Source organism: Ewingella sp. CoE-038-23 (assembly GCF_040419245.1).
In the GTDB taxonomy this organism is placed as follows: Bacteria; Pseudomonadota; Gammaproteobacteria; order Enterobacterales; family Enterobacteriaceae; genus Ewingella; species Ewingella allii.
Window position 1 is genome coordinate 153,672 of the sequence record NZ_JAZHOH010000002.1, and the last position, 20,468, is coordinate 174,139.

General features: G+C 53.6%; 21 protein-coding genes. 10 read left to right on the forward strand and 11 right to left on the reverse strand.

Annotation, left to right across the window (positions count from 1 at the left end; all coding sequences use genetic code 11):
* Positions 1–79: 79 nt before the first annotated feature.
* The 3 genes from V2154_RS23175 to V2154_RS23185 all read right to left on the reverse strand — a co-directional run bounded on the left by V2154_RS23175 (position 80) and on the right by V2154_RS23185 (position 3,538).
* The gene (locus V2154_RS23175; protein WP_236942826.1) at positions 80–406 is read right to left on the reverse strand and encodes a colicin transporter; all 327 of its coding nucleotides are present in this window, start codon (positions 404–406) and stop codon (positions 80–82) included.
* Positions 403–2,172 carry a colicin-like bacteriocin tRNase domain-containing protein gene (locus V2154_RS23180; protein ID WP_353504209.1) on the reverse strand — a complete coding sequence of 590 codons (1,770 nt, stop codon included), beginning with the start codon at positions 2,170–2,172 and terminating at the stop codon, positions 403–405. Before V2154_RS23180 ends, V2154_RS23175 begins: the two co-directional genes overlap by 4 nt.
* A gap of 253 nt (positions 2,173–2,425) precedes the next feature.
* Positions 2,426–3,538, reverse strand: coding sequence for a tyrosine-type recombinase/integrase (locus V2154_RS23185; protein ID WP_353504210.1), 1,113 nt, complete (start codon positions 3,536–3,538; stop codon positions 2,426–2,428).
* A 256-nt stretch (positions 3,539–3,794) separates the two neighbouring features.
* Between V2154_RS23185 and V2154_RS23190 the strand changes: the two genes are divergently transcribed.
* Genes V2154_RS23190 through V2154_RS23200 form a run of 3 tightly spaced genes read left to right on the forward strand, consistent with a single transcriptional unit; the run spans position 3,795 to position 6,562 of the window.
* Entirely contained in the window at positions 3,795–4,577 is a 783-nt protein-coding gene (locus V2154_RS23190) for an ABC transporter ATP-binding protein (protein ID WP_353504211.1), read from the forward strand.
* A 27-nt stretch (positions 4,578–4,604) separates the two neighbouring features.
* The gene (locus V2154_RS23195) at positions 4,605–5,561 is read left to right on the forward strand and encodes an ABC transporter substrate-binding protein (RefSeq protein ID WP_353504212.1); all 957 of its coding nucleotides are present in this window, start codon (positions 4,605–4,607) and stop codon (positions 5,559–5,561) included.
* A 2-nt stretch (positions 5,562–5,563) separates the two neighbouring features.
* Positions 5,564–6,562, forward strand: coding sequence for a FecCD family ABC transporter permease (locus tag V2154_RS23200; RefSeq protein WP_353504213.1), 999 nt, complete (start codon positions 5,564–5,566; stop codon positions 6,560–6,562).
* 48 nt (positions 6,563–6,610) lie between these two features.
* Here V2154_RS23200 and V2154_RS23205 read toward each other — a convergent pair whose 3' ends face one another.
* On the reverse strand, positions 6,611–7,468 hold the full coding sequence (locus V2154_RS23205; protein ID WP_353504214.1) for an SDR family oxidoreductase: 858 nt from the start codon (positions 7,466–7,468) through the stop codon (positions 6,611–6,613).
* A gap of 176 nt (positions 7,469–7,644) precedes the next feature.
* Here V2154_RS23205 and V2154_RS23210 point away from each other — a divergent pair, with 176 nt between their 5' ends.
* Positions 7,645–8,031: a winged helix-turn-helix transcriptional regulator gene (locus V2154_RS23210; RefSeq protein ID WP_353504278.1), complete on the forward strand. Its 387-nt coding sequence runs from the start codon at positions 7,645–7,647 to the stop codon at positions 8,029–8,031.
* A gap of 44 nt (positions 8,032–8,075) precedes the next feature.
* Here V2154_RS23210 and V2154_RS23215 read toward each other — a convergent pair whose 3' ends face one another.
* The gene (locus V2154_RS23215) at positions 8,076–8,471 is read right to left on the reverse strand and encodes a DUF4440 domain-containing protein (RefSeq protein WP_353504215.1); all 396 of its coding nucleotides are present in this window, start codon (positions 8,469–8,471) and stop codon (positions 8,076–8,078) included.
* Positions 8,468–9,850: an MFS transporter gene (locus tag V2154_RS23220; RefSeq protein ID WP_353504216.1), complete on the reverse strand. Its 1,383-nt coding sequence runs from the start codon at positions 9,848–9,850 to the stop codon at positions 8,468–8,470. The genes V2154_RS23215 and V2154_RS23220 overlap by 4 nt, the downstream gene beginning before the upstream one ends.
* Positions 9,851–9,975: 125 nt before the next feature.
* On the opposite strand from V2154_RS23220, the gene V2154_RS23225 reads away from it, so the two are divergent.
* The 3 genes from V2154_RS23225 to V2154_RS23235 all read left to right on the forward strand — a co-directional run bounded on the left by V2154_RS23225 (position 9,976) and on the right by V2154_RS23235 (position 12,409).
* Positions 9,976–10,875 (forward strand): LysR family transcriptional regulator, encoded by a 900-nt coding sequence (locus tag V2154_RS23225; RefSeq protein WP_353504217.1) that lies wholly within the window; start codon positions 9,976–9,978, stop codon positions 10,873–10,875.
* A 98-nt stretch (positions 10,876–10,973) separates the two neighbouring features.
* The gene (gene tehB / locus V2154_RS23230) at positions 10,974–11,576 is read left to right on the forward strand and encodes a tellurite resistance methyltransferase TehB (protein WP_353504279.1); all 603 of its coding nucleotides are present in this window, start codon (positions 10,974–10,976) and stop codon (positions 11,574–11,576) included.
* A 5-nt stretch (positions 11,577–11,581) separates the two neighbouring features.
* Complete coding sequence (locus tag V2154_RS23235; protein ID WP_353504218.1) at positions 11,582–12,409, forward strand: AraC family transcriptional regulator; 828 nt, start codon at positions 11,582–11,584, stop codon at positions 12,407–12,409.
* 62 nt (positions 12,410–12,471) lie between these two features.
* Here the strand turns inward: V2154_RS23235 and metQ are convergent, their stop codons facing one another.
* Together metQ and V2154_RS23245 are read right to left on the reverse strand one after the other, a co-directional pair.
* Positions 12,472–13,296: a methionine ABC transporter substrate-binding lipoprotein MetQ gene (gene metQ, locus V2154_RS23240; RefSeq protein ID WP_353504219.1), complete on the reverse strand. Its 825-nt coding sequence runs from the start codon at positions 13,294–13,296 to the stop codon at positions 12,472–12,474.
* Between the two features lie 202 nt (positions 13,297–13,498).
* The gene (locus V2154_RS23245) at positions 13,499–14,428 is read right to left on the reverse strand and encodes a LysR family transcriptional regulator (protein ID WP_353504220.1); all 930 of its coding nucleotides are present in this window, start codon (positions 14,426–14,428) and stop codon (positions 13,499–13,501) included.
* Between the two features lie 143 nt (positions 14,429–14,571).
* Between V2154_RS23245 and V2154_RS23250 the strand changes: the two genes are divergently transcribed.
* Positions 14,572–16,005, forward strand: coding sequence for an MFS transporter (locus V2154_RS23250; RefSeq protein WP_353504221.1), 1,434 nt, complete (start codon positions 14,572–14,574; stop codon positions 16,003–16,005).
* A gap of 20 nt (positions 16,006–16,025) precedes the next feature.
* On the opposite strand, the gene V2154_RS23255 is transcribed toward V2154_RS23250, so the two are convergent.
* The gene (locus V2154_RS23255; protein WP_353504222.1) at positions 16,026–16,742 is read right to left on the reverse strand and encodes an alanine--tRNA ligase-related protein; all 717 of its coding nucleotides are present in this window, start codon (positions 16,740–16,742) and stop codon (positions 16,026–16,028) included.
* 218 nt (positions 16,743–16,960) lie between these two features.
* Here V2154_RS23255 and V2154_RS23260 point away from each other — a divergent pair, with 218 nt between their 5' ends.
* Positions 16,961–17,914 (forward strand): bifunctional helix-turn-helix transcriptional regulator/GNAT family N-acetyltransferase, encoded by a 954-nt coding sequence (locus tag V2154_RS23260; protein ID WP_353504223.1) that lies wholly within the window; start codon positions 16,961–16,963, stop codon positions 17,912–17,914.
* Here V2154_RS23260 and V2154_RS23265 read toward each other — a convergent pair.
* Positions 17,892–18,506 carry a TetR/AcrR family transcriptional regulator gene (locus V2154_RS23265; RefSeq protein ID WP_353504224.1) on the reverse strand — a complete coding sequence of 205 codons (615 nt, stop codon included), beginning with the start codon at positions 18,504–18,506 and terminating at the stop codon, positions 17,892–17,894. The genes V2154_RS23260 and V2154_RS23265 overlap by 23 nt on opposite strands.
* Positions 18,507–18,553: 47 nt before the next feature.
* A complete protein-coding gene (locus tag V2154_RS23270; RefSeq protein WP_353504225.1) occupies positions 18,554–19,753 on the reverse strand; it encodes an MFS transporter in 1,200 nt (399 codons plus the stop codon).
* Positions 19,754–20,119: 366 nt separating this feature from the next.
* Between V2154_RS23270 and V2154_RS23275 the strand changes: the two genes are divergently transcribed.
* Positions 20,120–20,458 (forward strand): type II toxin-antitoxin system PrlF family antitoxin, encoded by a 339-nt coding sequence (locus V2154_RS23275; RefSeq protein WP_353504226.1) that lies wholly within the window; start codon positions 20,120–20,122, stop codon positions 20,456–20,458.
* Positions 20,459–20,468 lie beyond the last annotated feature (10 nt).

Here is a 20,468-nt window from a genome sequence, read left to right on the forward strand (position 1 = left end):
ACATAAAAAGCTAGCAGATCATTGAAATACGCCCAACAATAAGAATTATTGGGCGTCCTAATGACAAAAACTTGAAGCTCTAGATCAGAGTAATAATAAACGCCGTGTACCCTTCTCTGGCATCATCGTTGATGTTTTCGATTGCGCGATCATTATTGGTCTTAAGATCGGCATCGGCTTGGTAATATTTTAATGAGTCCCAATTGGTGTTCATATCAGGTTTAAACCCCGGATTGAGCCAATGTCCACCTTCAATTGCCCCAATAAAAATACCTCTGCGAGTTGCTTCTTCACAGACCTCTGTTGCTGCTTTCGGGGATAGTTTCATGCGCGCATCGCCATCCAATAGGAAAAAATCGGCTGCATCTTCATAGAGAATTTTGTGACTAAATTGTCTTTGACTCATTTTTGATTCCCCCAAAAAATCCTACTGTCATCAGCCCAATCTGGATCAGTTTTATCACTTACTTGAGTCACTTCTTTTGTTCGGTCATTAATGACGACGTATTTTCCCGGCGCGCCATACACGGATGCCGAATCATCCCTTCCCAAAAAATCTGGAGGGGTCTTTTTAGGTCCGCGTTGATCAACAGAGAGCCCCTTAGGTCCTTTCGAAACTGCATCTCTGATATCTTGTTCTGTCCACCCCCTCTTGCCCATTTGCTTTCTTATTTTATCATCAATGGTAAAGTCAGTCGGCTTATCCTTATTCTCTTCCTTTATTTTGTCCCGATTACTTTCCGCATTATTTCTATCCTGTTCAGCATGATAGCGTGTGCCAGAAGCTGAGTTTAAAGCCTCCTGCGCCGCAATAATTTCGTTTTGGCTGGCAATCAACTGCTGTCGCAGTTTTTCATACTCAGCAATAGTGGCATTTTTATAACCATTACCGACGATGACGCCATCTTGGTCTGGCCCGCTAACATCCCCCCATTGCAATACATTACTGACATAAGCCGCACCGCCCATACTTAATAACTGGCCGAGACTTTCTCTAGTATCAATAGTGGCAGTCGCTTCAAAACTTACTCCTCCGCCGCTATAACTTGGCACGGAAAGAAATTGTGATGATGTCGAAGTAATTGGATGGGTTATTGGATCGGCTAATGCCAGTCCCTCAGGCGTATTTTTTATCCTGTCTAATACACTTTGCTTTTGGATTAAATTTTCTTGTGCATAATTTAGCGCTTCGTTCGCTTGATAGAGTCTTCGTTCAGCGACGTCTACAGGATGTCCGGAATCCCACTGTGCCTGCCGCCTTTCGAACTCTGCTTGCAGTTCTTTAATCTGCTGTACCGTTAATACTGGCGTTACCGAAATATAAATTGGATCTGTCTTAGCTTCAGGTGGGAAATAGATAATGGCATCACTTACATTTCCTCCAGAAGCGAATATCTGTTGCTGGGTTAAAGGTGCATTTCTGACTTCATGTAAATTGGTCGCTGGTTTTTGAGGCGCAGCAGACAATGGAGTGCCTACGTTAATATGAATATCCGGCATTCCATGGACAATGCTTGCCGTATAGACACCAGGACGACCGCTGGGTTTAGCTGCCACCACTGGCACATTAAGTGGCAGAGAGGGCGCACTCACCAGCGCACTCATCTGTTGATTGTTCTGAATAAGATCCGTAACTCTAGCATCAACTAATGTAGCAGTCTGAGTAGGAAGTTGCGTGTAAGGGGTTTTAGTAACCATATTTGCAGGCAACGTAGTAAAAATATGCGGAACCATCGACATATCATCAGGAGCGATTTTAGAGGGTGTAACCGCTTGAACCACGATCCCCCATAGAGAGCCGCGCCACAACATACCGGCAACTGGCGCTGAGATGGGTTTCAATTTTGCAAAAGCCTCTGCTATAGCTTGTTGAATTGTCTGTGATTTTAGAAACGTAAAGCCCCATAAACCATCAACTAAGGATAGCGTTGTTGGTGCACCCAAAACCATTGAGGCCTGTGCTTCGGGAAATAAGGTGAGATTAACTGAGGGAACTGATGAGGTTACATTGTCACGACCGCCGTCTCCTCCCTGAAACGAGCTTGTATTTGATGAGCTACTATCAGGCGTATGGTGTGTTATATCGCCACGATTATCAGACGTTGTTGAGGTGCCATCTCCATTATCATGAGTATGCCCCCCAAGATTATTATCATTGTATCCACCACTCATTATATATTTCTCCTTTAAGTACAAAGACAACTTCACTGTTTATCCAATCAGTAAGTTAAAGGAGTTATAGGCACACATCAAATGATAATAATTATCATTTTCATATTTGCGATAGGGCTCAAAACTGTAAATGTCGCTAGTGAAAATGTGGGGAAAAAGCTGCGAGCTGGAGCAGATTAAGCCATGTATACAGCAAGCGCTATTTGCATGGAAATAACGCCATAGGCAACTGTTAGTAAAGAAATAGAGGACATCAACCCACCATAAAAAGCAGCGATCGTTCGCTAATTTGTAGCGATTCGCCTTGATAACGGTGGTGGAGGCTTTGGTAGGAGTCGCTGGAAATTATCCGCTCGATGTCTGCGGACAGGACTTCTAGCGCCTGTTTCATCTGCGGTAAATAGTCGTGTGTGTCGTAGACGCGGTCGATGCCTTCCAGCGAGTGATTCATGATTTTACGCGCCACGTCGTTGGCGATATTGAGGGAGGCAAGCTTGGATCGGGCCGTTCGGCGCAAATCACGAGTGGTGAAAGCCTCGATGCCCAGCCCTCTTTCTGCGCGGACCATTCTGCGCAAAGCCTGGGTGATCGCCCCGCGCGATAAAGGTTTTTGCGGGTCCGAAGGCGAAGGCACCAGCCACGGACTGTCGGCCGGACTGGCTTCCAACAGGGCATTGACGCAGCGAGTCATCATTGCGGTAAGGGGTAAACTGTGGTCACGGTGGGACTTATTTCTCTGCCCCTGACGCCACAAACCAATGGTTAAATGAAACTCGTCTTTGCGTGCGCGAACCACTTCGTCAGGTCGCCTGGCGGTGAGCAAGCAGAGGCGCAAAGCCCAGCGGCACTGCTCTGAAATATCCCATAAATCAAGACCATGCCAGAAAATCCAGATTTCTGCGTCGGTCAACGATCGCTCTCTTGGCGGCGTATTTCGGCCGCCGACGTCTCGCCGTTTCATCGAGCCAATTGGAGAATGTTCGATATAACCTTGGGTTTCCGCCCAGCTCATAAACTGTTTGCACAGAGCAAAAACGCGCTTGGCTTCGGCAATTTTTCCGTCGGCCAGCAGCACGTTAAACAGCCGGTTGAGCCGCAGGCGCGTCACTTTATTCAGCGGCAGCGAACCAATCATCGGCAGCACGTGTTTAAGCAGAGAGGAAATAGCAATTTCCGGGCGACGCCGCGTGATCATCAGCGACAGTCTGATCCACACTTTCATCACCTGCTCGACGGTGGCGTTCCCCTCTTCTTCCATATTATCCAGCTCGGTCAGCGGCGCATTCTTGATCTGGTTAAGAAAAAGGATCACATGACGGCCAACCTGATCGGCGGCGATGTCGGGTTCTGTCACGGCTTGGTTCATTCAGGTAATTTCTACAGGCAAAAGTCCGGTGCGCAGTTATAACAACTTCAGTAAACCGAGGCAAACCTTTGTGACTCCAGACCTATTAAGTCTGGAGTCACTGAGAATGCGAATCGCCAATATTAGGCAGCTCAGCTGCATCAATTTAACCAAGGCTTTTGGCGATCATAGTCCCAAAAATGCCAATTTATTTTGATTTCACTTCGTATTGATATGTTATAACATAACAATATCATCTTTTGACAAACCTATTGCCATGTCCACTCCCAACGTTCTTAGCATTGAAGGCCTAAGTATCTGCACGCAGCGCAACAACCTGTTAATTAGCGGAGTAAATTTCCAGCTCGACGCAGGGGAATGTTTAGCGGTGATCGGGCCGAATGGCAGTGGTAAATCGACTTTACTTCGCGCCCTGACCAGCGAACTCGTGCCAAGCGAAGGAAGCATTTTGCTCAACGGTCAGCCGTTGGCCAGCTTCTCGCGGCAAGAGCGCGCCAAGCTTATTGCGATTGTGGCGCAGGACGATCCGCCCGATCAGCGACTGCTGGTTGAAGACTATGTCGCCCTCGGCCGCATTCCCCATCATCACTGCTGCACGCCCCTTCATCATCGGCGTTGTATTGAGCGCGCACTGGTGGATACCAAACTGGAACATTTGCGCCATCGACTGATCGGGTCACTCTCCGGCGGAGAAAAACAGCGCGCCGCCTTGGCTCGCGCTTTTGCCCAAACTCCGCAATTGTTGCTGCTCGATGAACCGACCAATCATCTCGACCCATTAAGCCGCGCGACGCTTTTGTCGCTGGTGCGCAGCAAGGGAATTTCGACCATCGCCGTGCTGCATGATTTGCCTCTTATCGAACCTTTCGCCGATCGCGTCGTAGTGATGCAAAAAGGCAGGCTGGTGATCTGGGGTTACCCCGAAATCGCGCTGTCTGCTCAAATAATAAACCGCGTGTTCGGCATGGAAAGTTACACCGTCACCCACCCTATTACCGGCAATTCTTTACGCATTTTTGAAGCGCCTTTGTGCGCTTAATGTTTTACTTTTCTCTAGGACAACCTCATGAAAAAACTCGCCTTTCTGTTGCCCGGTTTACTGTTCTCCAGTTTGACCTTTGCCAGCGGCTTCCCGGTTACGGTGGACAGCTGCGGCCAGCCGCTGACTTTTACTCAGGCCCCGCAGCGCGCCGTGATCAACGATTTAAATATGTCGGAAATGGCTTTTGCTTTAGGTTTGCAAAGCCATATTGTTGGCGTGACTGGGATTAGCGGCTGGTACAAAGTGACGCCAGAATTCAAGATTCAGCAGGGAAATATCCCCGAACTGGCTGCCAAATACCCCTCTTTAGAAACTCTGGTTGCCGTCGCCCCTGACCTGTTTTTCGCCGGTTGGAACTATGGCATGAAATTGGGCGGCGACGTCACACCACAGTCGCTCGCCCACTACGGGGTGAAAACGCTGGTGCTGACCGAAAGCTGTATTTTTGTCGACAAGCATCGCCCGCGCGCCAGCATGGATTTGCTGTATGGCGACGAGTTGAAGCTGGGCGAAATTTTCGGCAAACGCGAAGAGGCGCAAAAATTGGTCGATGGCTGGAAAGCTCGCGTCGCAGCCGTGCAACAGAAGATAGGTAAACAGAAAGCGCTAAAAGTTTTTGTGTATGACTCCGGCGAGGACAAGCCCTTCACCAGCGGGAAATACGCCATGCCGACGGCAATTATTGAAGCCGCCGGGGGTAAAAACATTATGGACAATCTGGACGCCAGTTGGACCACCACCTCATGGGAGAGCGTGGCAACCCAAGAGCCGGATGTGATTGTGTTGCTGGATTACCAGACCGGCGGCGGCGCGGCGGCCTTACAGCATTTCCTCGAATCTCACCCATTAATGAAGGAGACGCCCGCGGTTAAAAATCATCGCTATGTGAAGTTGCAGTACAGCGAATTGACGCCGGGTCCGGCGAATATTGACGCAGTGGAAAAACTCGCCAAGGTGCTTTACACGGACACAAAGCGTTGAAAATGGGTCGTTTTCGCTACTTTTTGATTATTGCGCTGAGCCTGTTCACGCTGATATTACTGATGCTGCTGGGCGTCGCGGCGGGGAGCGTTTCCCTGCCGATTTCGCAGGTTTTGTCCTCGCTGGGGCTTTATCACGCCCCGGTTCCTGACATGATCCATCGCATCGTGTTTGAGCTGCGCCTGCCGCGAAGTTTACTGGCGGCGCTGACCGGAGCCGGCCTGGCGATGGTGGGAGCCTTGCTGCAAACCACTACCCGCAATGCACTGGCCGACCCTTTTTTGTTCGGGCTATCTTCGGGAGCGTCCGCCGGAGCCGTGGCGGTGATCACCCGTTATGGCGATAAACTGGGTGCGTGGGGTTTGCCGATTTCGGCCTTCGCGGGCGGCATTCTTTCTGCGGTTTCGGTGATGTTGCTGTTTATGCTGCAACGCGCCAAAGGGGCGGAAAAGCTGGTGATCAGCGGCCTGGCGATCTCTTTCCTGTTTGGCGCACTGACCAACTATCTGGTTTTCTCGGGCGATCAGCGCGCGGCAGGTTCGGTGCTATTTTGGTCGCTGGGCGGATTAGGGCTGGCGCGATGGGACAACATTGGCTTTGCTCTGGCCGCCGTCGCACTGCTGTTTGCGGTAGTCGCGCTACGCTGGCGCTGGCTAGATGCCCTGCTGGCAGGAGAACAAACCGCGATTTCTCTGGGGATAAACCTCACCCGCCTGCGGATTGAAATCTTCCTCGGCTGCGCGCTGGCGACCTCTTTGTTGGTCTCTTTGACGGGGGTGATTGGCTTTGTTGGCTTGATGGTGCCCCACCTGGCGCGGCCGCTGTGTGGGGTTCGCCATCGTTTATTGCTGCCGGTAGTGGCACTGTTTGGTGCCATTTTAATGTCGGGCGGCGACCTGCTGAGCAGGTTACTGATTGCACCACAGGAGCTGCCGATTGGCATTATCACTGCCGGACTAGGAGGAATTTTTGTCTTGGGTTTACTGTTAAAACGCCAATAAAAAACCGGCGCTATTGACCCAGAGCGCCGGTTTCAACCTGTCCAGAACTTAAAGAGACTTTAAGGTCACCGCAATAACATCTTGATAAGGCGTGGTTTTACCCCCGATCAGTTTGCTCAGGGTTTTGCTGTCGTCAAACAGTCCGCCCTGCGCCGCACCGGCGTCTGAATCCGCCAGCAGATTGGCAAAACCTTCCGGCAAGCCCGCGCCAAGCAGCGCTTTGGCGAACTCATCTTGCGACAGATTAACGTAGTCGACTTTTTTGCCCGACTGGCGCGCAATCTCGGCGGAGAACTCGGCCAATGTGTAGCTTTCATCGCCAGCCAGCTCGTAGATTTTCCCGCCCTGATTTTCCAACTGCAATACCGCCGCCGCGGCTTCGGCATAGTCTTCACGAGCTGCAGAAGAGATGCGGCCTTCGCCAACTGCGCCGATAAATGCATTGTGAGCCAGAGCCGGAGCAATACTCGCGGCGTAGTTTTCGGTATACCAGCCGTTGCGCAAAATCACCGAAGGCACGCCAGAGGCTTTGAGTGCCGCCTCGGTCGCGCGGTGCTCGGTGCCCAATCCCAGTTTGGTCGTGTCGGCGTGCAGCAAGCTGGTATAGGCAATCAATTTCACCCCGGCGCGTTTGGCCGCGTCAATCACCGCCTGATGCTGGGCCTCGCGCTGGCCCACTTCGTTAGAAGAAATTAGCAGCACTTTTTCCACACCTTTGAAGGCACTTTCCAGCGTTTCGGGCTGGGTGTAATCCGCCTGACGCACATCGACGCCAAGGTCAGACAGGTCTTTGGCTTTTGCAGGGCTGCGCACTGCCGCGACGATCTGGTTCGCGGGGACTTTCTTCAACAATGCTGCGATAACAAGGCGGCCGAGTTGGCCGGTAGCACCGGTAATAGCGATCATGATGTTTCTCCGAAAGTGAATTAGGTTCGATTGGACGGTCGTCTTATGACGAAACAGTCTGAATATCGCGTCCGTGAAAGACATCCTATGCGATATACTAACTTTTCGTAAGTACGTACAAAAAGGTTAGTATGAAATTAACATCATTGCCGGTCGAAACGGCTGAAGAACAGGTCATGGAGAACATCCTCGGAGAGCGTCTTCGCCGGGGCGAAGTGATGAGCGCCGACTGCCCGTCCCGCGAAATTCTCAGCCACATCACCAGCCGCTGGGGCGTTTTAGTGCTGATCGCCTTAAGCGACGGAACCCAGCGTTTCAGCGAATTACGCCGTAAAATCAACGGAGTTAGTGAGAAGATGCTGGCGCAGACTTTACAGGCGCTGGAAACCGACGGTTTTGTGGATCGCATCTCCTACCCCGTGGTGCCGCCCCACGTGGAATACAGCCTGACCCCGTTAGGCGTTGAGGTACAAACACAGCTCACTGGGCTAACGGACTGGGTGGAAACTAACCTGCACCGCATCATCAATCAGCGCAATCTGCGCCTGGTGGACAAACAATAAAGGCCCGAAATGCGGACCTTTCGCTGTTTAAATGATAGTCCGGCTTATCCCTTTGCGGCGGCGGTTTCGTGTAAATGTCGCCAGATCACTTTGCCATCCGCATCGGCTGAAAACACCACGGTCGAGTAGCGCAGCGTGGCGTTCTGGCCGGGAAGCTGCTGGCGCTCCTGATAGCTAACCACTCCGCCGTCGGCGCTTTCTGCCACCAACTTCATCTGTTCGATTTCAATTTGAAGGCCGATTTTTGCGCCATGCTGCGATTGGAAAAATCCGCATAACTTCTCAAAATCCAATACATGGCCACTCAATGTCACCATCGAATATTGCGGGCTGAAGCGGCCCAGAAGCTGGTCGTAGGTGGTTTGCGGGGAGTTAGCATTACCCAACCAGCTGGCGATTAAGTCATGTGCATCAAGCACTTCCTGAAAATAACGGTTCACGTTGACTCCTGATTTAAGGTGTTAACAAGGCTGCGATTGGCGATTCGACAACACAGCGCAATGGGAATAAAGACGCTGAGGGCGGCCAGCACAAAGCAGAATTGGTAGGCGCGTTCAGCACTCAGGCCCGAGTAGCTGAGCAAAAGGTTGAGTAACAGGCTAAGCAGGGTTACGCCGAGGCAAAAACTCAGCTGGCGGTTGATGTTCCACAGCGCGCTGGCATCGGCCAACTGGCGGTCTTCAATCTGGATAAACGCCGTGCTTTGCGCCGTGCTGCTGCACAAACTGCTGCCAAAGCCCATCAGCGCGAAGGCGGTAAGTTGCAGGCCGATATCCGTCGCGCCGCTGATCTGCGTCAGCGTCGCAATGCCCATCCCCTGTACCAGACAGCCAACAATAAACAGCGGGCGCGGCCCCAGCTTGTTGAAGGTTTTCCCCGTGAGGCTAATGGCAATAAAAGAAGCCAGCGACCAGGGCAGCATCAAAATCCCCACCTGCGCCGCATGCATTTTGAGCTGGTCTTGCAGATAGAGCATGGCGACCAGACTGACGCCGGTAAACAGCCCGGGAATGAACTGATAGATAATCATCGAAATGCGCAGCAGCGGATCCTGCACCAGTCGCAAATTGAGCAGCGGCTGAGGTAAACGCAGCGAGTAAAGCACATAAGCCGCCATTAGTAAGGCTCCCGCTAGCAGCAACCCGCCGCCGAACAGCATCTGCTGGTCATCCCCCAGATAGGTCAGGCCGAGCAAAATCAGGGTCAAAGCGCCGCACAGCATCAGCAAACCTCGCCCGTCGAAATGCCCAGCGGCGACTTTCTCGATTTCAGGTTTTAACCAGCAGGCTGCCAGAATTAGCGCCACAACCGCCAGTGGCAGTGAGGCAAAAAACACCCAGCGCCAGCTCAGACTGTCGACAATCATCCCCCCAACTGCCGGGGATAATGCCGGAGCCATCAACCCCACCAGCATGATCAAGGACGAAAGCTTGGCTCGCTGGTGACTCGGGTAAAGGGCATAAGTCAGCGTCTGGCCGAGGGGGATCAGCAGGCCCCCACCAAGACCTTGCACCACACGCCAGCCAATCAGCTGCGCCATGGAATTTGACAATCCCGCGCCGCAGGAGCCAAGAATAAATATCAATAATGAGATGATAAACAATCGCTTAGCGCCGATGCACTGAGCCAGCCAGCGGCTGAGAGGAATAATCAACGTCAGGCCAAGAATGTAGCCATTGCTGACCCAAGCCAGCAGGCTGACGGGGGCGTCGAAGTGGCGGCCAATGTCCGGATAGGCCACGTTAGCGATAAACATATTGATCAGATCGACAAAAAAGCCCAGCAGGTAGACGCTGGCGACGCGCATCCGGTAAGTCATGAAGTTCTCAGAATATAAAGCAGGAAAGCATGCAGTCTAGGGCTTTAACTGGCCGAGATAAATTGGCTTACCGGCGTTACACTGTCAAAATAACTTTGACAATAATGCCGGTTAGGTGAGAAATCATGCTGAATTTACAGCGCCTTGAAATGTACGTTGCCGTCGTGGCGGCGGGCAGTTTTACCGCCGCGGCCAATAACCTCGGCCTGACTAAAGCCGTGGTCAGTTTCAACATTAAGCAGCTGGAAAACGAACTGGGCGTCGCCCTGCTAACCCGCAGCACCCGGCGCATTGCCATGACCGACGCCGGAGAGCGATTTTACCTGCGCTGCCTACAACTGCTGCAAGACGCCGAAAGCGTGCTCGACGACGTACGCCGCGATCACTCTGGCCTGCAAGGTTTGCTACGCATCACCACCACGCCGGAATATGGCGCGCGCGTGGTGGTGGTTCCGGCTCTGGCGGCTTTCTCCCTGCTTCACCCGCAACTGCGCATTCAGCACGTCTCTTCGTCGAATCACGACGACCTGATTTCTGGCCGTTTTGACGTGGCTATTCGCCTCGGGCAGTTGGCGGACTCCAGCCACCACGCAGCGCTGATCGACCGTTTTGATATTCTCCCCGTCGCTTCTCCGGACTATTTACAGCAATGGGGCGGCAACATCGCGGATTTAACCCAGCTGGAGCAGGCACGATGGATTGCCCATAGTCGCCTGAACACCCCGCTAACCTGGCAAGTGCTGACCCCAACGGGTGAAAGCGTGCTGTTCAACGCCGGACAAAGCCCGATGCTGATGGCCGACAGCGCCTCCTCTTTATTAGCCTTCGCCCTTAACGGCGCGGGTATCGCGCTGCTGCCCGTATGGCTGGTTGAAAGTGACATTGTCACTAAAAAGCTGACTCATCTGCTACCCGATCACCGTTTTCCGGCTCAGGGAATTTATGCCCTCTACCCCAACACCCGCCACGTACCGGAAAAAGTGCGGGCTTTTATCGACTTTTTACAACGCCGGGTGGCAGGTTGATTAAGTCTGAATAGCGATAAACAAAAACTTCGGGGAAATGCGCGGCTTTCGGAGGATAATGGCGGCATTCTGAGGATTAAGAGACAAAGGAAAGCATGATGTCCAACCAGCTAGCAGCAGAAGATTACTACGCCGAAAAATATGGCCTGACCCGCACGCACTCCGAAGTTATTTTTGCCGCCCAGCAGGTTCCGTCGGGCAAGGTGTTAGATTTAGGCTGCGGCAGTGGGCGCAACTCGCTGTATCTCAATCTTAAAGGCTCGAGCGTCACCGCGTGGGACTTCAACTCGCTGAGCATTGCCAAACTCAATGAGATCATTGAGGCAGAATCTCTGCAAGGGATTGAGACGGCGGAAATTAATCTCAATGCCCATCGTTTTAGCGGCGAGTATGATTTTATCCTCTCCACCGTAGTGATGATGTTCTTAGAGCGCAGCAGCATTCCGAATATCATTGCCGATATGCACGCCAGCACCCGACCGGGGGGCTACAACCTGATTGTGGCCGCCATGGATAGCCCGGACTACCCTTGCCCGCTGCCTTTCCCTTTCAGCTTCCAACCCAACGAGCTGCGTGATTACTACCAAGGTTGGAACATTGTGAAGTACAACGAAGACGTCGGCGAACTGCACAAACGCGACGCCAACGGCAATCGCTACAAAATGCGTTTCGCCACTCTGCTGGCTCAAAAACCGGCCTAACCGTCATGGCTCAATCGGTGAGTAAGCCTGAGCAAGTGCGTTACTACCGCCCGGAGGATATTCCGGGCATGGTGCTGGGTGAGGCGCACTTCACCGATTTCAGCTTTGAGCCGCACTTTCATCTGGATTACCACATTGGCCTGATAAGCGAAGGCGCGCAGCGTCAGCGATTTTCCGGGCAAACCGGGCTGCTGGGCGCCGGTCGGGTTTCGATTATGCCGCCCGGCGAGATCCACACCGGCACGCCGGAAAACAATAATGCCTATACCCTGCGCACCTTCCGCGTTGCTCCTGCTTTGCTCAATAATCTGGCGGAAGAGTTTTCTGGCCGCCACCGGCCATTGGCCGTCGGCGCGGGAATTATTGAAGCGCCGGATCTCAGTAAGCACCTATCTGTACTTCATCAACTGATGGCGCAAAAGAGTGATACGGCAGGGCATTCGTTTGACGAGCAATATTTGGCCGCGCTCGAGCCGCTGTTTATTCAGCTAAAAGTCACGAGGCCGGTGGAGACGCAGCAGGGCCTGTCGAGACGCCAGTGGGGAGAGATTGAAGCTTACTGCCACGCGCATCTGGCGGAGAAAATTTCACTGAGCGAGCTGGCGGCGTTGTGCGGGTTGAATCGATTTCAGTTTCTGCGCTGTTTCAGCAAACACACCGGCATGACGCCTTATGCCTGGCTGAAACGCCTGCGGCTGGAAGTGGCCTGTAGCCTGTTGGGGCAATCAGGAAGAAGCATTGCGGACATCGCGTCCGCAGTGGGTTTTTATGATCAAAGCCATTTCAACCGCGCGTTCCGCTGGGCTTTCGGCGTCGCGCCTTCTCACTACTAGTTATATAGTCAGATAAATCAATAAGTATCATGGAATCCTGAAATCTCAGGATTCCACAATCATCACCAACCTTTTACTGCATCACCGTGATAAATCTTGTCGGCGGCAGCGGCAACTTCATCAGTTTGATAAGCCTTAACCAAATCCTTCACCTTCTGGCTGTCTTTATTGTCCTCACGCGCCACAATAATGTTCACGTAAGGTGAGTTTTTATCTTCAACAAACAGGCCATTCTTAGCTGGCGTCAGGCCGACTTGGCTTGAGTAGTTGGTGTTGATGATGGCCAGGTCGATTTTGTCGTCGTCGATGGCGCGGGTCAGCTGCGGCGCTTCAATTTCAACAATTTTCAGGTGTTTTGGGTTCTCGACGATATCCAGAGAAGTCGGCAGTAAGCCCACGTTATCCTTCAGCTTAATCAAACCCTGTTTTTGCAACAGCAATAGAGAGCGTCCCAGATTGGTGGGGTCATTTGGCACGGCAACCTGCGCGCCGTCTTTCAGCTCGGAGACGGATTTGATTTTGCGCGAATAGCCTGCGATTGGGTAAACGAAGGTGTTGCCTACAGCCGCCAGTTTATAGCCACGCTCTTTAATCTGTTTTTCCAGATAAGGGCCGTGCTGGAAGGAGTTGGCGTCGATATCGCCGCTGCTCAATGCTGAGTTTGGCAGCACATAATCGGTGAAGGTGACGACTTCCACGTCGAGATTGTATTTCTCTTTGGCGACTTTTTTGACCGTGTCCCACAGCGGCTGGTCAATACCGGCGCTGATGCCGACTTTGATGTGGTTGTCATCTTTCTTCGGGCCACAGCCGCTAAGGATCAGCGCGCTTGCCAAAGAAACTGTTAATAAAGAAGCTTTTACCGCGTGTTTGAGAGAGGTGCGCATAGACAATGTCTTTCCTTAAACTATAAAAAACAACCAAAATGAAGGTGCCCGTCGGGCTAGTTTTGTGGCGTGAGTTTTTCAAACCCCGCCCTCGCTGGCAAATAAGAAAAAGACATAACCTATGCATTAAAAATGCGAGACTTTTTTCAGACTTTCAGCCTGTAAATTCAAGGGTATAAATTAAATACTTCGGCGGTGAGAATCAGCCGGGAGCCAGTCGCCGACAAACGTTGAGCACCAGCTGCCGCAGCCAGCGATGGGCGGGATCCACTTCAGATCTCGGGTGCCACATCTGCGAGATAGTGATTTCTCGCGTTTGCACCGGCAGTGGGAAAGAGCAGAGTTTGGCGAGCTGGCCGTCAGTTTGATTAACGGACTGATTAATCAGGAATGATGCCGGGACGTGAGCCACCAGGTCTGAGGACTGAGCAATCGCCAGCGCGGCGGAGAAGCCCGGCACCACGGCGGCAATTTTGCGGGTAAAGCCTAGTTCGGTTAAGGCCTGATCCACCGGCCCGGTGATGCCTTCGCGGCGCGACACCAAAACATGACCGAAAGAGGCATAGCGCGCCACGCTCATCTTCTCCTCTTGGGCCAGCGGGTGGCCTTTGCGCACCACGCCGACAAACTTATCGCGAAATAGCGTCTGCAAACGGATCTCCGGCCCCATTTCGCCCAGCACGCCAATTTCTAAATCTACCCGCCCTTCCCGCAGCGGTTTGGCGCTTTTCTCCGGCTTAGGCAGAAAGCGCAGACAGACACCCGGCGCTTCTGCGGCGGCAGCGGCAATCAGCGCCGCGCCGAACGCGGTAATAAAACCGTCATTGGAGCGTAGAGTAAAGGTACGCTTTAGCGTGGCAACATTGAGCGCGGTGGCCGCAGGGCGCAGCACGGCGCGGGCTTCCAACGCGGCGTTTTGCGCGCGTTCGCGGATCTCTTCGGCGTAGGGCGTGAGCACCATCTGCCGTCCGGCCCTTACTAGCAGCGGGTCGCCGGTGACGGCACGCAGGCGGCTGAGGGTGCGGCTCATCGCCGAGGCGCTGAGACTCAGGCGGCGAGCGGCGGCGGCGACGCTGACTTCATTAAGCAGCACGTCGAGGGCGATAAGTAAATTGAGATCGGGTTCAGTCATGACGCGCGTTTTACTCCAGAGTCAGTCAAAGTGAGAAGGCGTCTGGTGCAGGTTATAAGTGCAAATGCTGCGCCTTCCGCCTTATCTCAGCGACGAGTATATTTGCTTCATCGACAACTTAATACGAGTGGTAAAGGCTATTTATGGAATTATTCTCCAACCGACCCGGTGACGACGGCCTGCCCGGCCGCGACCGTTTCTTCGCTATGCTAACCGTGATGACCATGGCGGCGATGGTGGTGTTCGACGGCTCGATGGTCAATATCGCCCTGCCGCAAATCGCGCGCTCGCTCGAGGTTTCCGCCGCCGCCGCCGTTTGGGTATCGAATGGCTACCTGCTGTCTGCGGCGATGTCGCTGGCTATCTTCGCCGCCCTCGGCAGCCATATTGGCTTTCGCGCCCTGTTCAGCGGCGGCCTGATCCTGTTCACGCTGGCGTCGGTGGGCTGCGTGTTCTCTTCCTCGCTGGACATGCTGATCGCTATGCGGCTGCTACAGGGGATTGGCGGCGCCGCCACCTTGAGTATCGGCCCGGCCATTTTGCGCACCGTGTTCCCTAATCGCCTGCTGGGAAGAGTGCTGGGCGCGAATGCCCTGCTGATCGCCGCCAGTACGGCCGTTGCCCCGATGCTCGGCGGCACCATCCTCGCCGCGCTAAGCTGGCAATGGCTATTTGCGATTAATATCCCACTGGGCGTCGTGGCGCTGCTTCTGGCTTTGCGCGTGGTGCCGGGCAAAACCAGCACGGTTCGCCACCCCTTTGATGTCGCCGGAGGGGCGCTGTCTGCCATCACGCTCGGCGCGCTGATCATGGCCGCGAATAGCTTTTCCCATGCGGACAACGGCCATTTTTCATCGCAAACTCTGCTGGACGCTTTGGCCTACGCCGTGGCCGCCATTGTGGCCGGGATAGCCTTTGTCTGGCGTCAGCGCCGGGCACCTAAGCCGCTGCTGCCTCTGGGCATGTTCGCCTCATCGCGCTTTTCTCTGGCGGCGCTCACCTCGTTGGCGTCCTTTGTCAGTCAGGGCATCACCTTCGTCGCCCTGCCGTTTCTGTTCCAAAACGTTTATGGCTATAGCGCCTTTACCTCGGCCCTGCTTTTCACCCCGTGGCCGATTGGCATTATCCTCGCCGCGCCGCACGCCGGGAGGCTGGCCGACCGCCATTCGCCAGCGGTAATTTCAACCATTGGGCTGGGGATATTTGCGCTGGGACTGATTCTGCTCTCTTTGCTGCCAGAACAGGCGGCGATGTGGGATATCTGTTTGCGCAGTCTGATATGTGGCATCGGGTTTGGCTGCTTCCAAAGCCCCAATAACCGCGAAATGCTGGCCAACGCCTCGCGCGAAAACAGTGGCTACGCCTCTGGCGTGTTGGCGATTATGCGCACCTTCGGGCAGTGTCTGGGAACGGCACTGGTGGGCGTGATTTTGTCGATTTCACTGAGTGATGCGGCGCACGAAGCTCAGGCGATTCATTTCAGTTTGTGGGTGGCGGTGATAGCCACGGGTCTGGCGATTATTGTTAGCCTGAGCCGCATTAGAAACACTCACCACCAGCCACTAAAAGACGCCTAAAAGCCAAGCCGCACGGGTGTTCAGGCAAATTCGTAACTGATTTTAATCCGCTCTTTAGCTTTGATTTTTCGCAGTTCCAACCCCCGTAATGCCTGGGTGGTGGCGGCATGTGTGCCACCACAGGCTACCGGCACATAGTCGCCCAGACGCACAATGCGCATCTCTTCGTTTTGCGGTATAGACCCCGCCAGCTCTGGCCGCAGGCGGGCGATTTCATCAAAAGACATACTTTCAATGGTAACCGGCAAATCCTGCTCAATTGCCTCCGCCACCTTGCTGCGCACCTGCTCCAGCAGCTGATCGGCGGCTAAGGTACTGTTTCCAGTGAATTCCACATAGGCACCCGGCAAAAAGTGGTGGCCCTTAGCTGGCACCAAAGAGGGCATCAGAGTTTCCACCACGTGGGCAATTAAATGCCCTGCCGTATGGGCCAGCGACGCCCTGCGGCGGAACTCAGCGTCAATAGTTAAGGTCGCGAGCTGACCGATGTCGAGACTGACTTGGGGATCTGCCAAGTAATGGCGCACTTCCCCGCCATGATTCAGCGTCTGACGCACCAAATGGCTTTGGCCATGCTGGGTCACACTGCCGTGATCCGACATCTGCCCGCCGCCCTGAGGATAAAAAACCGTCTGCTCGACCACAAAATAGCGCCCTTTTTCATCTTCGCCGGTGTGCAAGATTGGGCTTTCACAGGTGATAAGTTCAGGTTGAGTCCGGCTTAAAATGCGCGTCATGCGATGTTCCTCTGGTTTTTATTGGTGATTTTTTAACTGCAAACCTGAGTATGGCGCGGGTAAAAGGAGCTGGATTGTAAAAAATTGCACGGTAAAAGATTTTCAAATTCGCCGAGTGCGATTTGCAATAGCCTTTAGGTGAGACATTCCCAAACGATATTGACGACTCCTTTGCTATATGGTTGTATAATACAACCATATTTCAGAGATCGATTTCCATGAGTTCAGCCCTCCAAATAGTTGAAGAAATCCGCGTCGCTTCCCGCAAAATGGTGCGAGAGTTGGGTTTTATGCATAACACGCTGGCCGCCACCCAATACTCCCCGTCGGTGGTCCACACCCTGCTCGAAGTGGAAAACCATGGCTCCATGACGGCGGCGCAGCTGGTGCAAATCCTCGGGCTTGAGAAGTCGAGCGTCAGCCGCATGCTGACTAAGCTGGTGAGCGCCGGTGAGCTGGAAGAAACGCCATCTACCGACGACGCGAGGATCAAGCAGCTTACCCTGACGGCGCAGGGCAGGAAAACCGTCGAAAAAATCAATAGTTACGGCAGCCAACAGGTGATCGCCGCCCTGCAAAAGATGAATCCCCACCAGCAGCAGACCGTCTCACAAGGGTTGAGATTTTATGCCGAGGCGCTAAAAGCCTGTCGCCAAGAGAGCGAGCCGGAAAGCAAAGATCAGGTAAAAGTCATTTGTGGCTACCAGCCCGGAATGATTGGCCGCATCACTGAAATGCACGGCAGTTATTACGCCAGAGAACATAATTTCGGCAGCTTTTTTGAAGCCAAAGTGGCGGCGGGTCTGGCGGATTTCACCGGACGTCTGGATAAGCCGGGCAATCAGATTTGGCTGGCGATGCAAAATGGACGCATTGTCGGCTCGGTGGCGATTGATGGTGAAGATCTGGCGAATGACGATGCCCACCTGCGCTGGTTCATCCTTGATGACGGCTGTCGCGGCAGCGGCGCGGGTAGAAAGTTGATTGCCGCCGCGATGCAATTCTGCGATGAACAAGGTTTCCCGGCGGTACAGCTGTGGACATTCAACAAACTCACCGCCGCTAGGCGTTTATATGAGTCCTTTGGCTTTGAACTGGCGAAAGAGTGGCAAGGCGATCAGTGGGGAAGCACTATCACTGAGCAGCAGTTTACTCGGGCCAAACGCGCATAGCATTGTCGACCAGCGCCATCATGGCCTCTTTCGACGCGCCCTCTTTGGCTTTGATCGACATGCCATTCAGCAGGGTGCTGAAGAAGCTGGCTAAGGCGGCGGGATCGGCAGTTTTCGGCACATCGCCGTCGACCATTCCCAGCTCTATGCGGCCTATGAGAGCGCATTCGGTTTCAAAGCGCGCGGCCTTAACAGCCCTTTGTACTGGCGAGGTGGACGGGCAGGAATTCACCGTCGAGACCACCAGCATGCAGCCCGGCGGGTTTCCTGGGCTGACATATCGCTCGGCGGCTTGCCGTAAAATGCGCTCAATGGCGGCCTTGGCGGTGACTTCTTTACAGGCTTCCACCTGATAATTGCCCGGCCCTTTGATATAGCGATCCACCGACTCAAGAAACAGCCGCTCTTTATCTCCAAAGGTGCTGTAGACGCTCGGCGTGGTGATTTTCATCGCCTCAAGCAGTTCGGCCATCGACGTCGTTTCATAGCCATGCAGCCAGAACAGGCGCATGGCCTGCTCCAGCACGTCTTCGCGATCGAAAGACTTAGGTCTGCCGCGTTTCTTTAATGTGGAAGATTTATCTGTGTTCATAACTCCGATTCTAAAAGATGCCCCCTGACGCAGCAAGCAGCGACCTATCAGACCCGCACGGCGGGCCGCGGCCGGGTGAAAAGCACAATGACCGAGGCCAGCAGGGCAAGAACTCCGCCGAGCATAAAGGCACTGCTGGTGCCGATACTGTCAGCCAGCACGCCGCCGAAGAACGCGCCGCTCGCCAGTGAAATCTGGAAAATAAATACGATCAATGAGGATCCGGTTTCAAACTGCTCAGGCGCGGCCTGATAAACCCAGATATTCAAACATACTGGCATAGCGCCAAACGCCAGCCCCCACATAACAATCAGGAAGGATGCCGTCAGCGCGCTGTCGCTAAGCTGGGAAGCGCCGACCACCGCCACACCCATGAGTAGCAAACAGGCCAAAAGCGTGTGCTTCACGCCGACGCTCTTCACCATCACTTCCGTCAGGAAAGTCCCGACCAGTCCCGCAAGACCATAAGCCATGAGTAATAGAGAGAGATCTGACGCCGATAACCCGAGCTGAAAACGCAGCCACGGCTCGAGGTAGGTATAAGCCGAGAACTGCGCGGCGGCCATGAACAGCGCGATGATCAGCCCATAACGCACGCCGGAGATCTTCGCCACGCTAAATAGGGTGCTGGCTTTTATCGACTGTCTGGCCGGGAGCGAGGGCAGCGTCGCCCATTGCAGCAGAAAGACTCCGATGGCCAACACCGTATTGAGGGTAAATGCCATCCGCCAGCCAAGAATATCGCCGATAAATGCCCCAGCGGGCACCCCGGCGACAGTCCCCACCGCCACGCCCGCCGAAATCAGCGAAGTGGCTCTTGCTCCCTGCTCTTCAGGCACTAGGCGGCGGCCCGCAGGAATGGCAAAAGACCAAAATCCCCCAACGGCGACTCCCAAAATGATACGACCGATCAGCAAAACTCCAAAAGAGGGTGCGAGCATCGCCGCCGCGTTAGAGAAAATCACCAGCGCAGACAAGAACAACAGCAGAGTGCGGCGATTCAGCTGGCGGGAAAACAGTATCAACAGGAGCGCCGAGGCTGCGGCCGCCAGCCCCGGCAGCATCACCGCCAGCCCTGCCCGCCCCTCGCTGACATTCAGCGAATGCGCAATGGGGGTCAGTAAGCCTATAGGCAAGAATTCAGTGTTAATCAAAACAAAGGTGCCGAAGCCGAGCGAGATAACACTCAACCATCGTTTAAATGCAGAAGCGTTAGGCTGGGCGTCCAGGGAAGTGCACTCAGTCATAAAAGGATCCTGAAGGTTTTAAAGTGAGGGAAGCTAGATATCGGGGCTATGAAACGGCATTCAGGGCCAAGCGTCAATAAATTACGTAATGATCATTACGTAATTATTTAGCTGATTATTCGCTAAGTCACTGCCCACGCCTCGCCAACACATCCGCCCTGCTAAAGCTTGCTCCAAAGGGGCTCTGGCGCTATTTCAGCCGCTAAACTTACAGGTTGCACTTACAGGAAATTCTTCCACGTATTAGTATGTTGTAACTAAGCAATTTCAAGGTAATGCGTTTGCATTGTACAATGCAAGTGCATTACACTTTGACCATGCTTTAACCAACAACCTTGCGGATCTTTGAGAGCGGGAGAACGAAACATGGTGACTTTGAAAATGGCTGACGTGTCTCTGCGTGCTGAGTCTCGACTTACCGAACGTAGCCAGACCACGATCCCTGCGTCGATTCGTGATGCACTGAATCTGAAAGCCGGTAAACACATCGAGTATTCCCTGTTGCCCGGCGGGCAAGTTATCTTATCAAGAAAGGACGACAATCAGGACGATCCTGTCGTGGCTCAATTCCTGGCATTCCTTGAAAACGACATGGCGAAAAATCCGCAGCATATCCATGCTGTGCCGGAGGCGTTGTGGTCTGACATTAAGGAACTCACTGCTGGCGTTGAGATTGATTTGGACGCGCCACTTACGGACGATTAGTGGGAGATTG

Bases quoted from the DNA above. Each gene is read 5' to 3' on its own strand.
- V2154_RS23175 (WP_236942826.1), bottom strand. From the start codon at position 406: ATGAGTCAAAGACAATTTAGTCACAAAATTCTCTATGAAGATGCAGCC.
- V2154_RS23180 (WP_353504209.1), bottom strand. From the start codon at position 2,172: ATGAGTGGTGGATACAATGATAATAATCTTGGGGGGCATACTCATGAT.
- V2154_RS23185 (WP_353504210.1), bottom strand. From the start codon at position 3,538: ATGAACCAAGCCGTGACAGAACCCGACATCGCCGCCGATCAGGTTGGC.
- V2154_RS23190 (WP_353504211.1), top strand. From the start codon at position 3,795: ATGTCCACTCCCAACGTTCTTAGCATTGAAGGCCTAAGTATCTGCACG.
- V2154_RS23195 (WP_353504212.1), top strand. From the start codon at position 4,605: ATGAAAAAACTCGCCTTTCTGTTGCCCGGTTTACTGTTCTCCAGTTTG.
- V2154_RS23200 (WP_353504213.1), top strand. From the start codon at position 5,564: ATGGGTCGTTTTCGCTACTTTTTGATTATTGCGCTGAGCCTGTTCACG.
- V2154_RS23205 (WP_353504214.1), bottom strand. From the start codon at position 7,468: ATGATCGCTATTACCGGTGCTACCGGCCAACTCGGCCGCCTTGTTATC.
- V2154_RS23210 (WP_353504278.1), top strand. From the start codon at position 7,645: ATGGAGAACATCCTCGGAGAGCGTCTTCGCCGGGGCGAAGTGATGAGC.
- V2154_RS23220 (WP_353504216.1), bottom strand. From the start codon at position 9,850: ATGACTTACCGGATGCGCGTCGCCAGCGTCTACCTGCTGGGCTTTTTT.
- V2154_RS23225 (WP_353504217.1), top strand. From the start codon at position 9,976: ATGCTGAATTTACAGCGCCTTGAAATGTACGTTGCCGTCGTGGCGGCG.
- tehB (WP_353504279.1), top strand. From the start codon at position 10,974: ATGTCCAACCAGCTAGCAGCAGAAGATTACTACGCCGAAAAATATGGC.
- V2154_RS23235 (WP_353504218.1), top strand. From the start codon at position 11,582: ATGGCTCAATCGGTGAGTAAGCCTGAGCAAGTGCGTTACTACCGCCCG.
- metQ (WP_353504219.1), bottom strand. From the start codon at position 13,296: ATGCGCACCTCTCTCAAACACGCGGTAAAAGCTTCTTTATTAACAGTT.
- V2154_RS23245 (WP_353504220.1), bottom strand. From the start codon at position 14,428: ATGACTGAACCCGATCTCAATTTACTTATCGCCCTCGACGTGCTGCTT.
- V2154_RS23250 (WP_353504221.1), top strand. From the start codon at position 14,572: ATGGAATTATTCTCCAACCGACCCGGTGACGACGGCCTGCCCGGCCGC.
- V2154_RS23255 (WP_353504222.1), bottom strand. From the start codon at position 16,742: ATGACGCGCATTTTAAGCCGGACTCAACCTGAACTTATCACCTGTGAA.
- V2154_RS23260 (WP_353504223.1), top strand. From the start codon at position 16,961: ATGAGTTCAGCCCTCCAAATAGTTGAAGAAATCCGCGTCGCTTCCCGC.
- V2154_RS23265 (WP_353504224.1), bottom strand. From the start codon at position 18,506: ATGAACACAGATAAATCTTCCACATTAAAGAAACGCGGCAGACCTAAG.
- V2154_RS23270 (WP_353504225.1), bottom strand. From the start codon at position 19,753: ATGACTGAGTGCACTTCCCTGGACGCCCAGCCTAACGCTTCTGCATTT.
- V2154_RS23275 (WP_353504226.1), top strand. From the start codon at position 20,120: ATGGTGACTTTGAAAATGGCTGACGTGTCTCTGCGTGCTGAGTCTCGA.